The organism is Nonomuraea sp. ZG12 (assembly GCF_052068115.1).
Lineage (GTDB): Bacteria > Actinomycetota > Actinomycetes > Streptosporangiales > Streptosporangiaceae > Nonomuraea.
This window is the reverse complement of the sequence record NZ_JBQHCW010000002.1, coordinates 421,568-437,868: the sequence shown is the minus strand read 5'-3', so window position 1 is coordinate 437,868 and position 16,301 is coordinate 421,568. Positions and strand designations below refer to the sequence as shown.

15 protein-coding genes are annotated in these 16,301 nt (G+C 73.3%); all 15 read left to right on the top strand.

The features are described from left to right. Positions 1 to 80 precede the first annotated feature (80 nt). The 15 genes from ACTMTF_RS09100 (at position 81) to ACTMTF_RS09030 (ending at position 16,288) form a co-directional block, all read left to right on the top strand. Positions 81 to 602, top strand: a complete 522-nt coding sequence (locus ACTMTF_RS09100) for a flavin reductase family protein (protein ID WP_441110191.1) — start codon at positions 81 to 83, stop codon at positions 600 to 602. Between the two features lie 92 nt (positions 603 to 694). Further along, positions 695 to 2,020: an NtaA/DmoA family FMN-dependent monooxygenase gene (locus ACTMTF_RS09095; protein WP_441110190.1), complete on the top strand. Its 1,326-nt coding sequence runs from the start codon at positions 695 to 697 to the stop codon at positions 2,018 to 2,020. Next, a complete protein-coding gene (locus tag ACTMTF_RS09090; RefSeq protein WP_441110189.1) occupies positions 2,017 to 3,219 on the top strand; it encodes an LLM class flavin-dependent oxidoreductase in 1,203 nt (400 codons plus the stop codon). Before ACTMTF_RS09095 ends, ACTMTF_RS09090 begins: the two co-directional genes overlap by 4 nt. Beyond that, positions 3,216 to 4,250 (top strand): LLM class flavin-dependent oxidoreductase, encoded by a 1,035-nt coding sequence (locus ACTMTF_RS09085; protein ID WP_441110188.1) that lies wholly within the window; start codon positions 3,216 to 3,218, stop codon positions 4,248 to 4,250. Before ACTMTF_RS09090 ends, ACTMTF_RS09085 begins: the two co-directional genes overlap by 4 nt. Beyond that, complete coding sequence (locus ACTMTF_RS09080; protein WP_441110187.1) at positions 4,247 to 5,344, top strand: LLM class flavin-dependent oxidoreductase; 1,098 nt, start codon at positions 4,247 to 4,249, stop codon at positions 5,342 to 5,344. The genes ACTMTF_RS09085 and ACTMTF_RS09080 overlap by 4 nt, the downstream gene beginning before the upstream one ends. Beyond that, positions 5,341 to 6,936 (top strand): ABC transporter substrate-binding protein, encoded by a 1,596-nt coding sequence (locus ACTMTF_RS09075; RefSeq protein ID WP_441110186.1) that lies wholly within the window; start codon positions 5,341 to 5,343, stop codon positions 6,934 to 6,936. The genes ACTMTF_RS09080 and ACTMTF_RS09075 overlap by 4 nt, the downstream gene beginning before the upstream one ends. Continuing rightward, the gene (locus tag ACTMTF_RS09070) at positions 6,933 to 7,850 is read left to right on the top strand and encodes an ABC transporter permease (RefSeq protein WP_441110185.1); all 918 of its coding nucleotides are present in this window, start codon (positions 6,933 to 6,935) and stop codon (positions 7,848 to 7,850) included. Before ACTMTF_RS09075 ends, ACTMTF_RS09070 begins: the two co-directional genes overlap by 4 nt. A 1-nt stretch (position 7,851) precedes the next feature. Continuing rightward, positions 7,852 to 8,646, top strand: a complete 795-nt coding sequence (locus tag ACTMTF_RS09065; RefSeq protein ID WP_441110184.1) for an ABC transporter permease — start codon at positions 7,852 to 7,854, stop codon at positions 8,644 to 8,646. Next, complete coding sequence (locus ACTMTF_RS09060; RefSeq protein WP_441110183.1) at positions 8,643 to 10,262, top strand: dipeptide ABC transporter ATP-binding protein; 1,620 nt, start codon at positions 8,643 to 8,645, stop codon at positions 10,260 to 10,262. The genes ACTMTF_RS09065 and ACTMTF_RS09060 overlap by 4 nt, the downstream gene beginning before the upstream one ends. 73 nt (positions 10,263 to 10,335) lie before the next feature. Next, a complete protein-coding gene (locus tag ACTMTF_RS09055) occupies positions 10,336 to 11,268 on the top strand; it encodes a sulfite exporter TauE/SafE family protein (protein ID WP_441110182.1) in 933 nt (310 codons plus the stop codon). 5 nt (positions 11,269 to 11,273) lie between these two features. After that, positions 11,274 to 11,663 (top strand): RrF2 family transcriptional regulator, encoded by a 390-nt coding sequence (locus tag ACTMTF_RS09050; RefSeq protein ID WP_441110181.1) that lies wholly within the window; start codon positions 11,274 to 11,276, stop codon positions 11,661 to 11,663. Between the two features lie 109 nt (positions 11,664 to 11,772). Continuing rightward, entirely contained in the window at positions 11,773 to 12,813 is a 1,041-nt protein-coding gene (locus ACTMTF_RS09045; RefSeq protein ID WP_441110180.1) for an Ldh family oxidoreductase, read from the top strand. Next, positions 12,814 to 14,091, top strand: coding sequence for an MFS transporter (locus tag ACTMTF_RS09040; RefSeq protein WP_441110179.1), 1,278 nt, complete (start codon positions 12,814 to 12,816; stop codon positions 14,089 to 14,091). Positions 14,092 to 14,105: 14 nt separating this feature from the next. After that, complete coding sequence (locus ACTMTF_RS09035) at positions 14,106 to 14,870, top strand: SDR family NAD(P)-dependent oxidoreductase (RefSeq protein WP_441110178.1); 765 nt, start codon at positions 14,106 to 14,108, stop codon at positions 14,868 to 14,870. After that, positions 14,870 to 16,288, top strand: a complete 1,419-nt coding sequence (locus ACTMTF_RS09030) for a mannitol dehydrogenase family protein (protein ID WP_441110177.1) — start codon at positions 14,870 to 14,872, stop codon at positions 16,286 to 16,288. The genes ACTMTF_RS09035 and ACTMTF_RS09030 overlap by 1 nt, the downstream gene beginning before the upstream one ends. Positions 16,289 to 16,301 lie beyond the last annotated feature (13 nt).

Below are 16,301 nucleotides of genomic sequence, written 5' to 3'. Positions count from 1 at the left end.
ATGACCTCTGACCCATTCCCCGCCGAGACGCACTGGTACGACCTCCCCGACGACGACGCCGAGCCGGAGGCGACGGAGTCATGACGGACACGGTTTCCGATCCCCTGGCGCCCGACCGCACGGTGGACGCCGACGGCTTCCGGCGGGCGCTGGCCGTCCATCCCGCCGGGGTGGTGGTGATCACCGCCCGCAGCGAGGGCCTTCCCGTGGGGCTGACCGCGACGTCGTTCTGCTCCGTCAGCCTGGACCCGCCGCTGGTCTCCTTCTACGTGGACCGCTCCTCCAGCACCTGGCCGTCACTGCGGGCGGCGGACCATTTCGCGGTCAACATGCTGGCCGGCGACCAGGCCGACGTGGCGGCGCGATTCGCCCGCAAGGGCATCGACCGGTTCGCCGAGCCCACCCGGTGGCGGCCCGGCCCGCTGGGCGCGCCGCTGCTACAGGACGTGTCGGCGCACCTGGTCTGCCTGCCGTACGAGACCCGCGAGGTGGGTGACCACATCCTCGTGGTGGGGCTGGTCGCCGAGGCGAACGTGCGCGGCCCGGCCCGCCCCCTCCTCTACCACAGCGGCCGCTTCGGCCGGTTCGTCGCCCAAGCCTGACTTCTCCCAGGGAGCTTCGGTGTCCGTTCATTTCGGCATGCCTGTTTTCAGCCGCCCACTCGATCAGACCTCTCAACGACCCGGCGGGACCGATGACCCGGCCGCGTAAGCGCGTACACCTGGCCGCGCACTTCCCAGGGGTGAACAACACCACGGTCTGGGCCGACCCGCGCTCCGGCAGCCAGATCGACTTCGCCTCGTTCGTCCATCTCGCCAGGACGGCCGAGCGGGGCACGTTCGACTTCTTCTTCCTGGCCGAAGGGCTGCGGCTGCGCGAGCTGAAAGGGCGCATCCACGACCTCGACGTGGTGGGCCGGCCGGAGGCGCTCACCGTGCTGAGCGCGCTGGCCGCCGTGACCGACCGGCTCGGCCTCGCCGGCACGGTCAACGCCACCTTCAACGAGCCGTACGAGCTGGCCAGGCGGCTGTCCACGCTCGACCACCTGAGCGAGGGGCGGGCCGCGTGGAACGTGGTGACCAGCTCCGACGCCTTCACCGGCGAGAACTTCCGCCGTGGCGGCTACCTCGACCGCGCCGACCGCTACCGGCGCGCCGGCGAGTTCGTCCGGCTCTCGCGGACGCTGTGGGACTCCTGGCAGCCGGACGCGCTGGTCGCCGACCAGGATTCCGGCCGGTTCGTACGGACGGGTGACGTCGGCGCGTTCCGGCACCGGGGCGAGCAGTTCACCGTCGAAGGCCGGTTCACCCTGCCCCGCAGCCCCCAGCGCCATCCGGTGATCATCCAGGCCGGTGACTCCGACGAGGGCCGGGAGTTCGCCGCCTCCGCAGCGGACGTGATCTTCAGCCGGCACGGCACCCTGGAGGACGGCCGGGCCTTCTACGCCGACGTCAAGCGCCGCCTGGCCCGGTACGACCGCGAGCCGTCCACGCTGAAGATCATGCCGGCGGCCACGTACGCGCTGGGCGACACCGAGGAGGAGGCCGCCGAGCGGGCGGCGGAGATCCGCCGCCTGCAGGTCGGGCCGCAGACCGCGATCGCCTTCCTGGAGCAGGTGTGGGGGCGCGACATGTCGGCCGTCGATCCGGACGGCCCGCTGCCGGACATCGAGCCGGACCTGTCCGACGGGATCTCGCAGGGGCGGGTCGCGCTCGGCGACCGGGCGGCCGTGGCCGCGAAGTGGCGGGCGCTGGCCGAGGAGAAGCACCTGTCCGTCCGCGAGCTGGTGATCGAGGTGACCGGGCGGCAGACGTTCGTCGGCACCCCCGCGAGCGTGGCGCGGCAGATCGACGAGCACGTGCAGGCGGACGCCGCGGACGGCTTCATCCTCGTGCCGCACCTGACACCCGGCGGCCTGGACGAGTTCGTCGACCGGGTGGTGCCGCTGCTGCGAGAGCGCGGCGTCTTCCGCACCGAGTACACCGGCCGCACGCTACGCGAGCACCTGGAGCTGACATGAGTGAACGTCCGCTGCACCTGGCCGTCGCGCTGGACGGCGCGGGCTGGCATCCGGCGGCGTGGCGAGAGCCGGCCGCGCGGCCGGCGCGGCTCTTCAGCGCCCGTTACTGGGCGGGGCTGGTCACCGAGGCCGAGCGCGGCCTCCTCGATTTCGTCACCATCGAGGACGCGCTGGGCCCGCAGTCCACGCTGCTCGACGGGCCGGACGAGCGCCTCGATCAGGTGCGCGGCCGGTTCGACGCGGTCCTGCTGGCGGCGCGGCTCGCGCCCCTCACCACCTCGATCGGGCTGGTGCCGACCGCCACCGTCACGCACACCGAGCCGTTCCACGTGGCGATCGGCATCGCCACGCTCGACCACGTCAGCGGCGGCCGGGCCGGTTGGCGGCCGCAGGTCTCGGCCAGAAGCACCGAGGCGCGGCACTTCGGGCGCAGAGACTTCCCGCCCCTGGACCGCCTGGACGACGAGCACGTCGGGCGCAGACCGTTCCCGCCCCTGGACCGCGTCGACGGCGAGCACTTCAGGGCGCTGTTCGAGGAGGCCGCCGACGCGGTCGAGGTGGCCCGGCGGCTCTGGGACAGCTGGGACGACGACGCGGAGATCCGCGACGTGCCCACCGGCCGGTTCATCGACCGGGACAGACTCCACTCCATCGACTTCGCCGGGCGGTTCTTCTCGGTGAAGGGGCCGTCGATCACCCCGCGCCCGCCGCAGGGCCAGCCGGTGGTCACGGCGCTCGCGCACGCCAGGATCCCGTACGAGTTCGCCGCGAACGCCGCCGACGTGGTCTACGTCACGCCGCACTCGGCCGAGCAGGCCGCGAGCATCGTGGCCGAGGTCAGGGAGCTGTCCGGCGAGGTGAAGATCTTCGCCGACCTGCTGGTCCTCCTCGGCGGGGACGCGGCGGAGCGCAAGGCCCGGCTCGACGAGCTGGACGGCGCCGAACTGGCCTCCGACGCGGCGATCTTCACCGGCACCGTGGAGGAGCTGGCCGACCTGCTGATCGAGTGGCGCCGGGCGGGCATCCAGGGCTACCGGCTGCGGCCGGGCGCGGTGCCGTACGACCTGAAGCAGATCACCCGAGGGCTGACCGCCGAGCTGCGCAGGCGCGGCGTGTTCAGGAGCGCGTACGAGTCCGGCACGTTGCGCGGGCTGCTCGGCCTGCCGCGCCCGGCCGGTCGGTATGCGGAGGTTCGATGAAATTTCTGGCCATCACCCTGATCGCGCATCATGACGCGAGGCCGCACGCCGAGCGTCTGCGGGAGGTCGTCGACAACGCGGTCCTGGCCGAGGAGCTGGGCTTCGACGGGTTCGGGGTGGGGGAGCGGCACGAGCGGCCGTTCCTGTCCTCCTCGCCGCCGGTGGTGCTCAGCCACATCGCGGCCCGGACGTCCAGGATCCGCCTGTTCACCGCCGTCACCACACTGAGCCTGCTCGACCCGGTGCGCGCGTTCGAGGACTACGCGACGCTCGACAACCTCTCCGGCGGCAGGCTGGAGCTGATCATCGGCAAGGGCAACGGCGCCGCCCAGGCGCAGCTCTTCCACGTCACCGCCGAGGACCAGTGGGAGCGCAACCGCGAGGGGTACGAGCTGTTCCGGCGCCTCTGGCGGGAGGACAGGGTCACCTGGGAGGGCCGGTTCCGGCCGTCGCTGACCGAGGCGGAGACCTGGCCGCGACCGCTGCAGAGGCCGATCAGGGTCTGGCACGGCAGCGCCACCAGCAAGGACTCGGTGGAGCTGGCCGCCAAGTACGGCGACCCGCTGTTCTCGGCCAACGTCAGCAACCCCATCGAGCCGTACGCCGAGCTGATCGAGCACTACCGCGAGCGGTGGGCCCACCACGGCCACGACCCCGCCGAGGCGCTGGTCGGCGCGGGCAGCGCCGGCTACTACGCCACCCGCTCCTCGCAGGAGGCGATCGAGACCTACCGCCCGATCCACGAGGCCCGCCTGGCGCTGTTCGCCAGGCTCGGGCTGCGGCCGGAGTTCCCCACCCTGGAGGACGCCATCGAACGCAGCTCCCTCCTGGTCGGCAGCCCCCAGCAGATCATCGACAAGGTGCTGCGCTACCACAAGCGGTTCGGGCATGAGGCGATGCACCTGCACGCCGACGCCGACGGGCTCACTCCCGGACAGCACCGGGACGCCCTGGAGCTGTTCCAGGCCGAGATCGCGCCCGTGCTGCGCGCGGAGATCCCCAGCAGGCCGTTCCCCGGAGGAACCTCATGACGCTGTCCGTTCTCGACCTCGCCCCCATCACCTCCGGAGGCACCGCGGCCGACGCGCTCCGCAACACCGTCGACCTCGCCCAGCGGGCCGAGGAGTACGGCTACCGCCGCTACTGGCTGGCCGAGCACCACTTCACCCCCGGTGTGGCGAGCTCGGCCCCCGCCGTGCTGATCGCGCTGGTGGCGGCGGCCACCGGCACGATCCGGGTCGGCTCGGGCGCCGTACAGCTCGGGCATCAGACGCCGCTGTCGGTGGTCGAGCAGTTCGGGATCGTCGACGCGCTCCATCCGGGGCGGCTGGACCTCGGCCTCGGCCGCTCGGGGCAGCGCAGGAACGAGCTCGCCCAGCAGGCCGCCCCGCCGCCCGCCCGGCCGCCGAGGATCGTGGACGGCCTGCTCATTCCCAAGGCGTTCGACTGGTCGCGGCTCCTGAAGAGCCCCCACCTGGCCTACCAGGCCGGCCTGCTCCAGCAGCCGGGGGCGGTGACACCGGACTTCGCCGAGCAGATCGACGACGTCCTCGCCTTCCTGCACGGCACCCACCAGGCGCACGCCGTGCCCGGCGAAGGGGCCGACGTGGACGTATGGATCCTCGGCAGCAGCGGCGGGCAGAGCGCCCGGGTCGCGGGCGAGCGCGGGCTGCCCTTCGCGGCGAACTACCACGTCAGCCCGGCCGGCGTGCTGGAGGCGGTCGAGGCCTACCGCCAGGCGTTCAAGCCGTCGAGCACGCTGGCGGAGCCGTACGTGATCGTGTCGGCGGACGTGGTGGTGGCGGAGGACGAGGCGACGGCCCTCGATCTGGCCAAGCCGTACGGGCTGTGGGTGCGCGGCATCAGGACCGGCGCGGGCGCCCCGCCCTACCCCAGCCCGGCGGAGGCCGACGCGCACGTCTGGAGCGAGGAGGACCTGGAGCTGGTGCGGGACAGGACCGACACGCAGTTCGTCGGCTCGCCCGAGGACGTGGCCGAGCGGCTCGGGGTGCTGCGCCGGGTGACCGGCGCCGACGAGCTGCTGATCACCACCATCACGCACCGCCACGCCGACCGGGTGCGCTCCTACGAACTGCTGGCCAAGGCCTGGGACGGCCGGCGATGAGACGCGTCCTCCTGCTCGCCCTGCTCCTGACGGCGGCCTGCGGCGCGCAGCCCGTCCAGCAGGCCGCCGGCACCTCGCTCACCTGGGCGATCGAGACCCAGCCGATCACCCTGAACCCGCACCAGTGGGCCCAGAACAAGGCCAGGCTGCTGGTCTTCAACCAGTTCGACGCGCTGCTGTCCCGCGCCGGGGACGGCTCGTTCCGGCCCTGGCTCGCCACCTCCTGGAAGGTCTCGGACGACGAGCTCACCTACACCTTCGCGTTACGCGACGACGTGACGTTCCACGACGGAACCAGGTTCGACGCGGCGGCGGTCAAGGCCAACCTCGACCGGTTCCGCGAGCCCGGCTACAACCCGGCGGTGGCCGCCATCCAGCTGAGGGCGTTCGACCGGGCCGAGGTGGTGTCGCCGACCACGGTGCGGATCACGCTGAAGGAGCCGGACGGGCTGTTCCTCGACTTTCTCGCCTCGCCCCTGGCGGGGCAGGTGTCGCCGAAGTCGCTGCGCGAGGCCGAGGACGTCAGGTTCGGCGGCCCCGACCTGGTCGGTACCGGGCCGTTCATCCTCGACAGGTACGTGCAGGGCCAGGAGATCCACTACCGCCGTAACCCCGCCTACGCGTGGCCGCCCGCCGGCTCCCGCCACCAGGGCCCGGCGCACCTGTCCGAGATCACCTACCGGTTCCTGCCCGAGGCCGCCGTCCGCGTGGGCGCGCTCACCTCCGGCCAGGTGCAGGTCATCGAGGGCGTCCCGGCCACCGAGGTCAACCTGATCGAGCAGGACCCCGGCCTGACCCTCACCACCGCGCTCAACTCCGGCACCGCCTTCTCCTACTACTTCAACACCGAGCACGCCCCCTTCGACGACCAGCGGGTACGGCAGGCGTTCCGGGAGGCCGTGGACCTGGACGCCGTGCTCAAGGCCGTCTACCAGGGCACCGCCACCAGGGCGTGGAGTGTGGTCGGTGAGGCGAGCCCGTTCTACGACGCCTCGCTGGAGAAGACCTTCGGCGGCGACGCGGCCAAGGCCAACGCCCTGCTCGACGAGGCCGGCTGGCAGGAGCGTGACGCCGAGGGCTTCCGGGTCAAGGACGGCCGGCGGCTCACCGTGCGCAGCGTCTCGGCCGCGCCCTTCGTCAGGGACCGCCGCGACGTCCTCGCCCAGGCCATCCAGGCCCAGGTCAAGCAGCGCGCCGGGATCGACTTCCAGGTCCGGATCGTGGACCAGGGAACGGCGCAGAAGGCCGTGGACGACAACGCGTACGAGATCTTCGAGAACTCGCGCGGCGACTCCGACGTCGGGGCGGCGCTCAACCTCATCCTGCCGCGCGACGGCGCGATCAACCGCACCCGCTTCTCCGACCCTCAGGTGGAGAAATGGCTCGGCCAGGCGGCCGCCACCTCCGACCAGGCCAGGCGGACGGAGCTCTACACCAAGGTCCAGCGGGCGGTGGTGACCGAGCGGGCGATCGTGTTCCCGATCTACGTCCCCGCCGACCAGATCGCCGCCAGGAAGAGCGTCCAGGGGCTCGGCTTCGACCCCGGCTCCGGCACCCCGGCGAGCGCCTATGACGTCCGGATCGGCACGTGATCAAGCGACTGTCCAAGAGAGCGGGGGCCGGGCTGGCCGTCATGTGGGCGGCCGCCACCGCGTCCTACCTGGCGCTGTTGCTGGCTCCTGGCGACACCGTCGACATCCTGGTGGGCGACGGCGCCGACACCCCGGACATCCGGGCGGAGATCATCGCCGAGTGGGGGCTCGACCGGCCGGAGGTGGTCCAGTACCTGGACTATCTCTGGCGGCTGCTGCACGGTGATCTCGGCCGCTCCTACCAGCTCGACCGAGGGGTGGGCGAGATCATGGCCTCCCAGGCGGGCCCGACCGCCCAGCTCACGCTCGCGGCGGCGGCCGTCGGGGTCACCCTGGCCGGCGTCATCGCGCTGGCCACGGCGGGCCGAGGACGGTGGCTGCGCGGCGTGGCCTCGGCGGCCGAGCTGGTGTCGGTGTCGGTGCCGCCCTTCCTGATCGGCATCCTGCTGCTGACGGTGTTCTCGTTCACGCTCGGCTGGTTCCCGGTCTCCGGCGCGGCCGGGCCGCAGGCACTCGTGCTGCCCGCGCTCGCGCTGGGCCTGCCCATCGCGGGAGTGCTCGGGCAGGTGCTGCGCGGCGGGCTGGAACGGGCCCTGGAGCAGCCGTTCGCCGTCACCGGCAGGGCGCGCGGGCTGACCGAGCGGGCGCTGGTCGCCCGGCACGCGCTCCGGCACGCCCTGCTCCCGGCCGTCACGCTGGCGGGCTGGTTCACCGGGGCGCTGCTCGGCGGCGCGGTGATCACCGAGGTGCTGTTCGGCCGGCCCGGACTCGGACAGGTGGCGATGCAGGCTGTGACGGGCAGGGACATGCCGGTGGTGATGGCCGTCGTGCTGCTGTCGGCGGCCGTGTACGTCACGATCAGCACCCTGCTGGACCTCGCCTACCGCGTCATCGACCCGAGGATCGGGGGCTGACGTGCGAATCCTGGTCCCCGTGGCCTTCCTCGCACTGCTCGCGCTGGCCGTCGCTGCCCCCGGCCTGATCACCGGCGTGGACCCGCTGGCGGCCGATCCGCTGCGCGCGCTCGCGCCGCCCGGCGCGGACCACTGGTTCGGCAGCGACCATCTCGGCCGGGACGTGCTGTCCAGAGTGGTGCACGGCGCCCGGCACTCGCTCACCATCGGCGTCACCGCCACCGCGCTGGCCGTGACCGCGGGCGTGCTGCTCGGCCTGGCCGCCGGGCTGTCGCCCAAGTGGCTGGACGAGACGCTGGCCCGCTCGTTCGACGTGCTGTCCACCCTGCCGGAGCTGCTGCTCGCGCTGCTGGTCATCGCCGTCACCGGGCCCGGCACGGTCAACGTCGTCCTGGCCATCGCCGTCGCGCAGATCCCGAACTACGCCCGGGTGATCCGCGCCCAGACCTTCGTGGTCCGTCACGCCGGCTACGTCGAGCAGGCCGTCACGTTCGGCCGCTCCCGGCTTGCGATCACCGCCGGGCACGTGCTGCCCAACGTGCTCGGGCCGATCCCGGTGCTGGCGACGATCGGGCTCGGCACGGCCGTCATCGCCGCCTCCGGGCTCAGCTTCCTCGGCATGGGGCCGCAGCCGCCGGCCGCCGAATGGGGCGCGATGCTCTCCGAGGCCCGCAACTACCTGCGGGTCGCCTGGTGGCAGGCGCTGTTCCCGGGGATCGCGATCACGCTGACCGTCGTCTGCCTGACCGTGGCCGGGCGGCGGCTGCAGCGCCGTTTCGAAGGAAGGACGCCATGACCGTCCACGCCGCGCCGCCCGTCGTCAGGACGCTGCTGGCCGTGCGGGACCTGCGAGTGAGCTTCGGCGGGACCGAGGTGGTGCGCGGCGTCTCGCTGTCGGTCGCGCCGGGGGAGTGTGTGGCGATCGTGGGGGAGTCCGGGTCGGGCAAGAGCGTCACCGCCCGGTCGCTGCTCGGGCTCGCCGGTCCCGGCTCGGCCGTACGGGCCGGGGCGTTCCGGGTCGGCGGGCGGGACGCGCTCCGGTTCGGGCCGGGGGACTGGCGGCGGGTGCGGGGCCGGTTCGCCGGGCTGGTGCTGCAGGACGCGCTGGTCTCGCTCGATCCGCTGCGGACCGTGGGCGCCGAGATCGGCGAGGTGCTCGCGGTGCACGACGTGGTGCCCCGCGCTCGCCGTACGGAAAGGACGCTGGAGCTGCTGGAGTCGGTCGGCGTGCCCGATCCGGCGGCCCGCGTCCGGCAGTATCCGCACCAGCTGTCCGGCGGGCTGCGGCAGCGGGTGCTGATCGCCTCGGCCATCGCGGCCCAGCCCGAGCTGATCATCGCCGACGAGCCCACCACGGCCCTGGACGTCACCGTACAGGCGCAGATCCTGCGGCTGCTCGCGGAGCGCAAGGCCGCTGGGACCGCGCTGCTACTGATCAGCCATGACCTCGCGGTGGTCGCCTCGATCGCCGACCGCGTCCTGGTCATGAAGGACGGCCGGATCGTGGAGGAGGGGCCCACCGGCCGGGTGCTGTCCGCGCCCGAGCACCCGTACACCCGCTCATTGCTGGCCGCCGTCCCGTCGGCCGCCTCCCGCGGCACCCGCCTGTCCGGCGGTCCGCCCCTGGTCGGGGGTGCCGCGCGGCCGGTGAGGGGGTCCGCTCCGGTGCTCGCCGGTGCCGGGCTGTCCAAGTCGTACGGGCCGCGCGCGGTGGTGGACGGCGTCTCCTTCGCACTGCACGAGGGGGAGACACTCGGCGTCGTCGGCGAGTCCGGCTCCGGCAAGACCACCCTGGCCAGGCTGGCCCTGGGGCTGCTCGAACCGGACGTCGGCCGGGTCAGCCTGCACCGGCGCCCGTGGAGCGGCGTGCCGGAGCGCGGGCGCCGGCCGCTGCGGCCCAGGATCCAGCTCATCTCGCAGAACCCGCTCGACTCCTTCGACCCCCGCCACACCGTCGGCCGCCTGGTCGCCGAGCCGCTGTTCCTGCCTCGGGGCGAGCGCCGGGCCCGGGTGCTCGACCTGCTGGGCCGCGTCGGGCTCGGCCCCGAGACGGCCGCCCGGCGTCCGAGGGAGCTGTCCGGCGGGCAGCGTCAGCGCGTCGCCATCGCCAGGGCCCTCGGCCCCCGCCCGGACGTGCTCGTCTGCGACGAGCCGGTCTCCGCGCTCGACGTCTCCATCCAGGCCCAGGTGCTCGACCTGCTCGCCGACATCCAGGCCGAGTACGGCACCGCCATGCTGTTCATCTCCCACGACCTGGGCGTCGTACGGCATGTCAGCGACCGGGTGCTGGTCATGAAGGACGGCCGGGTGGTCGAGGAGGGCGAGGTGGAGCAGGTGTTCGCCCACCCGAGGCACCCCTACGCGCGGGCGCTGGTGGCCGCCGTGCCCCGGCTGCCGGGCCGCGAGACGTAAACGTGACTTGACTGTCAGTATGTATCCATTAGATTCCTACTTGTACAGTAGGAATCATAGGAAAGGGGAGGTCGTGCGAGCGCTCATCCTGCTCGGGCTGGTCGGCTTCGTGGCCCAGCTCGTCGACGGCAGCCTAGGCATGGCCTACGGCGTCACCTCGACCACGCTGCTGCTGGCCGTCGGCACCAACGCCGCGGCCGCGTCGGCCACCGTTCACCTGGCCGAGATCGGCACCACGCTGGCCTCGGGCATCTCACACTGGCGCTTCGGCAACATCGACTGGAAGGTGGTCGCCAGGATCGGCGTGCCGGGCGCGATCGGCGCCTTCGCCGGGGCGACGTTCCTGTCCAACCTGTCGACCGAGGTCGCCGCCCCGGTCATGTCGATCATCCTGCTGTCGCTGGGCGTCTACATCCTCGTCCGCTTCACCGCCTTCGGCCTGCCGCGCGGCAACCTGGGCAAGCCGCTGCGCCGCCGCTTCCTCGGCCCGCTGGGACTGGTGGCCGGCTTCGTCGACGCCACCGGCGGAGGCGGCTGGGGGCCGGTCGGCACCCCCGCCATCCTGGCCAGCGGCCGCCTGGCGCCGCGCAAGGTGATCGGCTCCATCGACGCCAGCGAGTTCATCGTCGCCATCGCGGCCAGCATCGGCTTCTTCGTCGGCATCGGCTCGGAGAACATCAACTTCTCCTGGGTCGCCGTGCTGCTGGTCGGCGGCGTCATCGCCGCGCCGATCGCCGCCTGGCTGGTGCGCCACATCCCGCCGCGCATCCTCGGCTCGGCCGTGGGCGGCCTCATCATCCTGACCAACGTCCGCACCCTGCTGCGCAGCGACTGGATCGACGCCCCCGGCAACGTCCAGACCGTTGCCTACCTCGCCATCGCGGTCCTGTGGGCCGCCGCCCTGGCCTACTCGATCCGCGAGTACCGCCGGGACAAGGCCAACGAGACCGTCGAGGCGGTCGAGGCCGATCTCCGCAAGCCCGAGGAAGAGACCACCCCCGCCTGACACCTGTGAGGATCTCCGCACGCACCCAGTACGCCCTGGGAGCCATGCTCGCCCTGGCGGAGGCAGGCGGCCCGGTCCACGCGGAATGGGTCGCCACCTCGCAGGACATCCCGCGCCGCTTCTGCGACAACATCCTGCTCCAGCTCCGCCGGGCCGGGCTCATCCACAGTCAGCGCGGTCCCGAGGGCGGCTACTGGCTCGCCCGCCCGGCCGGGCAGATCTCCCTGGCCGACGTCATCCGCGTCACCGAGGGAGCCGAGCAGGCCGCCAGGCCGTTCCCCAAGGCGGCCGCGCCCCTCGAAGAGATCTGGGCGCGGCTGCACGACCATGAGCACACCCTGTTGCGCGAGATCACCCTCGCCGACGTCATGGCCTCCGGCGGTCCACTCCCGTGACCGAGCTCGATAGGACCGTTCCACCTGGTACGCCCTGGTTTCAGTGGAGAAGCAGCGGGCATATGCGCCCACACGGAGCGACAGTTACCGCCTAACGAGACAGCTCGCCATGGCCTCGACATCCCACGTCAGCACCGCCGACCACCTACGTGACCTGGCCCGCGACATCCTCCAGGCGGCCGGTACGCCCCCTGAGACGGCCGCGGTGGTCGCCGCGTCCCTGGTGGACGCCGACCTGGCCGGGCACGGCTCCCACGGTGTCCGGCGGCTGGTGCCGTACCTCGACATGATCGAGGCCGGGATGATCGTGCCGGCCGCCCGCCCGCAGGTGGTGTCCCGCCGTGGCGGGACCGCCGTCGTGTCCGGGCGGCGCGGCTTCGGGCAGGCCGCCGCCCGGCTGGCCGCCGCCGAGGCGGCCGAGCTGGCGGGCGCCCACGGCGTGGGCGTGGTGGCCATCGGCGAGTGCAACCACGTCGGCAGGCTCGGCGAGTACGCCGAGACGCTCGCCCGGCAGGGTCTCATCGCGCAGATCGTCGGCAACGCGGACCCCACCGTGGCCCCCTACGGCGGCGCCCACCGCAGGATGCTCGGCACCAACCCGATCGCCTGGGCCGCGCCGCGCGCCGGCGGCGAGGCGGTGGTCATGGACTGGGCGAGCGCCGCCATGGCCGAGGGCAAGCTGGCCCTGCTGAGCGCCGCCGGCGAGGCCGCGCCCGAAGGAGTGCTCGTCGACGCCGGCGGGCGCCCCTCGACCGACCCGGGCGACTTCTACCGGGGCGGGGCGCTGCTGCCGTTCGGCGGGCACAAGGGCTACGGCCTGAGCGTGCTCGTCGAGCTGGTCGGCGGGCTGCTCACAGGCACCGGCGTGTCCTGCTCCGCGGCCTACGACGGCACGTTCGGCACCGTGATCACCGCGCTCGACGTGGCGGCGTTCGTCCCCCTGGACGCCTACGTCGACCAGGCCGAATCCTTCTGCCGGGCGTTGCGCGAGTCCGGCCCCGGCGTGGTCGTGCCCGGGGAGCCCGAAGCGGAGGCGCGCCGCACCCGGCTGGCGGAGGGGATCCCGGTGCCGCACGCGGTGTGGGCGGAGTTGGGCGGGCTGGCCGCGCGGCTCGGCGTTCCGTGGGCCGATTCGTCCCCAGGAGGTTAGATGGCCGCCACCCCCCAACTCAAGCGCGTCGTCGCGGGCGCCCTCGTCGGCACCGCCCTGGAGTGGTACGACTTCTTCATCTACGGAACCGCCGCCGCTCTCGTCTTCAACCAGCTCTTCTTCACCGACGCCGATCCGGCCGCGGGCACGATCGCCGCCTTCGCCACCTTCGGCGTCGGTTTCGTGGTCCGGCCGTTCGGCGGCGTCCTGTTCGGCCACCTGGGAGACAGGATCGGCCGCCGCTCCACCCTGATCATCACCACGGTGATCATGGGAGTGTCCACGGGGCTGATCGGCCTGCTGCCCACCTACCCGGCGATCGGGGTGTGGGCGCCGATCCTGCTCACGCTGCTGCGGGTCTGCCAGGGACTCGGGGCGGGCGCGGAGTTCGGCGGCGCGGCGACGCTGCTGGCCGAGCACGCCCCGCAGAACCGGCGCGGCTACTACGCCTCCTTCGCCCAGACCGGCGTGCAGATCGGCCTGGTGCTCGGCACCTCGGCGTTCCTGCTCGTCCAGCTGCTGCCCCAGCCGGACGTCACCTCCTGGGGCTGGCGGGTGCCGTTCCTGGTGAGCTTCGCGCTGATCGGGGTCGCGCTGTACGTGCGGCTGCGGGTCGCCGAGTCGCCGGTGTTCCTGGAGATGGAGCGCAGTCGCGAGATCGTCAAGCTGCCGATCAGGGACACGATCGCGCGCTACCCGCGCAGCTTCCTCGTCGGCGTCGGCGCGCACATCTGCGACACCGCCGTGGTCTACATCCTCGCCACGTTTAGCGTCGCGTACGCCACCGCCGAGCTGGGGCTGACCAACCGCACGGCGCTGCTCGGGGTGATCTTCTTCGGGCTGACCGTGATCGTGCTGCAGCCGGTGTACGGCGCGCTGTCGGACCGGGTGGGCCGTCGCCCGCTCAACCTCTTCAGTGTGCTCTTCGTGGCCGCGTTCGCCTACCCGTACTTTCTCATGGTCGACACCGGCGTCCCCTGGGTCGTGTGGCTGGCCATGATGATCATGGGCGCGGGCGGGTTCGCGCCGCAGGTGGCCGTGCAGCCGGTGTTCTACGCCGAGTTGTTCGGGGCGCGGGTCCGGTACACGGGGTTCGCCGCCTCCCGCGAGGTGGGCGCGGCCATCGCCGGGTTCTCCCCGCTGATCGGGGCGACGCTCGCGGCCCGGTCGGGCGGCGAGCCGTGGCTGGTCGCGGCGTTCCTGATCGGCACCGCGGCGATCTCGTTCGTGGCGTTCTACGCCTCCCGCGAGAGCAAGGATCTGGACATCGCGACCTGAGGAGACGTGCACAGATGGACATCCAGGGGACGGTCGCCGTGGTCACCGGCGGCGGCACCGGCATCGGCGCCGCCGTCGCGGAGCGGCTGGCCAGGAAGGGCGCGGCGGCGGTCGTGGTCAACTACTCGCGCTCGGCCGACGAGGCGGAGGCGACCGCCGCCCGCCTGAGGAGTTCGGGCTGCGCGTCCGAGGCGGTCGCCGCCGACGTGTCCGACGACGCCGCCGTCCGCCGCCTGGCCGAGCGGGTACGCGCCGGCTACGGCCGGGCCGACCTGCTGGTCTGCAACGCGGGGACGACCCGCTGGGTGCCCTTCCCCGACCTGGAGGCGCTCACCGACGAGGTGTGGGAGCACGTCATGGGCGTCAATCTGATGGGCGCCTTCTACTGCGCCCGCGCCTTCGCCCCCGACCTGAGGGCCGCGCGCGGCGCGATCGTCAACGTCGCCTCCATCTCCGGGCACCGCGCCCTCGGCTCCTCACTCGCCTACGGCGTGAGCAAGGCGGCTCTGCTCCAGCTCACCCGCGGCCTGGCCGTCGCGCTCGCGCCCGAGGTCAGGGTCAACGCCGTGTCGCCGGGCACGGTGGAGACCCGCTGGCACGTCGACCGCCTGGGCGAGCAGGGTTTCGCCGAGATGACCGCCAAGGAGCAGGCCAGGGTGCCGCTGCGGCGCACCGCCCGGCCCGAGGACATCGCCCGGATGGTGACCGCGCTGCTGGAGGCCGACATGGTGACGGGGGAGACCCTCATCGGCGACGGCGGCAAGCACCTGGTCTACTGATGCGGCTCTCGCGCCGGACCCTGGCCGCCGTGCCCGAGGAGGCCAGGCCCGCGCTCGGCCCGGACGGCCTGCGTACCGGCCTCGTCCACCTGGGCCTCGGCGCCTTCCACCGCGCCCACCAGGCCGTCTACACCGAGGACGCCGGCGACCCGGCCTTCGGCGTGTGCGGGGTGACCATGCGCAGCATGGCCGCCGCCGAGGCGCTCGCGCCGCAGGACCACCTCTACTCGGTGCTCGAACGGGACGGCGCGCACGCCTCGATCCGGGTGGTCGGCGTGCTGACCGCCGTGGTCGGGCCGGAGGCGGGGATCGCCAGGATCGCCGACCCGGACGTACGGGTGATCACCATGACGGTGACCGAGCCCGGCTACCGTCACGACCCCGCGACGGGACGGCTGCGCGCGGACGACCCCGAGGTGGCCGCCGACCTGGCGGGACGGCCGCCGGTCACCGCCGTGGGACGGCTGGTCGCCGGGCTGCGCGCCCGCCGCGCCGCCGACGCGGGGCCGGTGACCGTGATGAGCTGCGACAACCTGGTGGGCGGCGGCCGGCTGCTGGCCGGGCTGGTGGCGGAGCACTGCCGCCTCGGCCGCGAGGAGGACCTGCTCGCCTGGATCGAGCCGAACGTCGCCTTCCCGTCCTCGATGGTGGACCGGATCGTGCCCGCCGCCACCGCCGCCGACCGGGCTGCCGCCTCGCGGCTGCTCGGTGTGGAGGACCGGGCGGCGCTGGGCACCGAGCCGTTCCGGCAGTGGGTGATCGAGGACAGGTTCGCTGCCGGCCGGCCGCCCTGGGAGCGGGCGGGGGCGATCGTCACCCCCGATGTCGCGCCGTACGAGACCATGAAGCTGCGCATGCTCAACGGCGTCCACTCGCTGCTGGCCTACCTCGGCGCGCTCGCCGGGCTCGGCACCGTCGACCAGGCGATGGCCCGCCCCGACCTGGTCGAGGTGGCCCGCCGCTACCTGGAGCACGACGCCGCGCCCACCCTCACCCCGCCGCCCGGCGTCGACCTGGCCGAGTACGGCGCCCGGCTGCTGACGCGCCTGGCCAACCCGGCGCTGCGCCACCCGATCACGCAGATCGCCGCCGACGGCACGCACAAGCTGCCCCAGCGGCTGCTCCCGGTGATCCGCGACCGCCTCGCCCACGGCGCGGAGGCCCGCTGGGCGACGCTCGGGGTGGCGGCCTGGATGCGGTGCGTCGCTGCCGGGCGCGCCGACGACGGCGCCCCGCTGACCGTCGCGGACCCGTCGGCCGAGCGGCTGCGCATGCCTGAGGCGGGGCCGGAAGAGGTGGTGGACCGGCTGATGGGCCGTGAACCGGCGGAGTCACGGGCGCTGCTGGTGGACTGGCTCTCCCGGCTGACCGCCGACGGCGCGCTCGCCACCGCCCGCGCCGCAGCCCGCGAGCGGTGACGCCGCCGCCGGG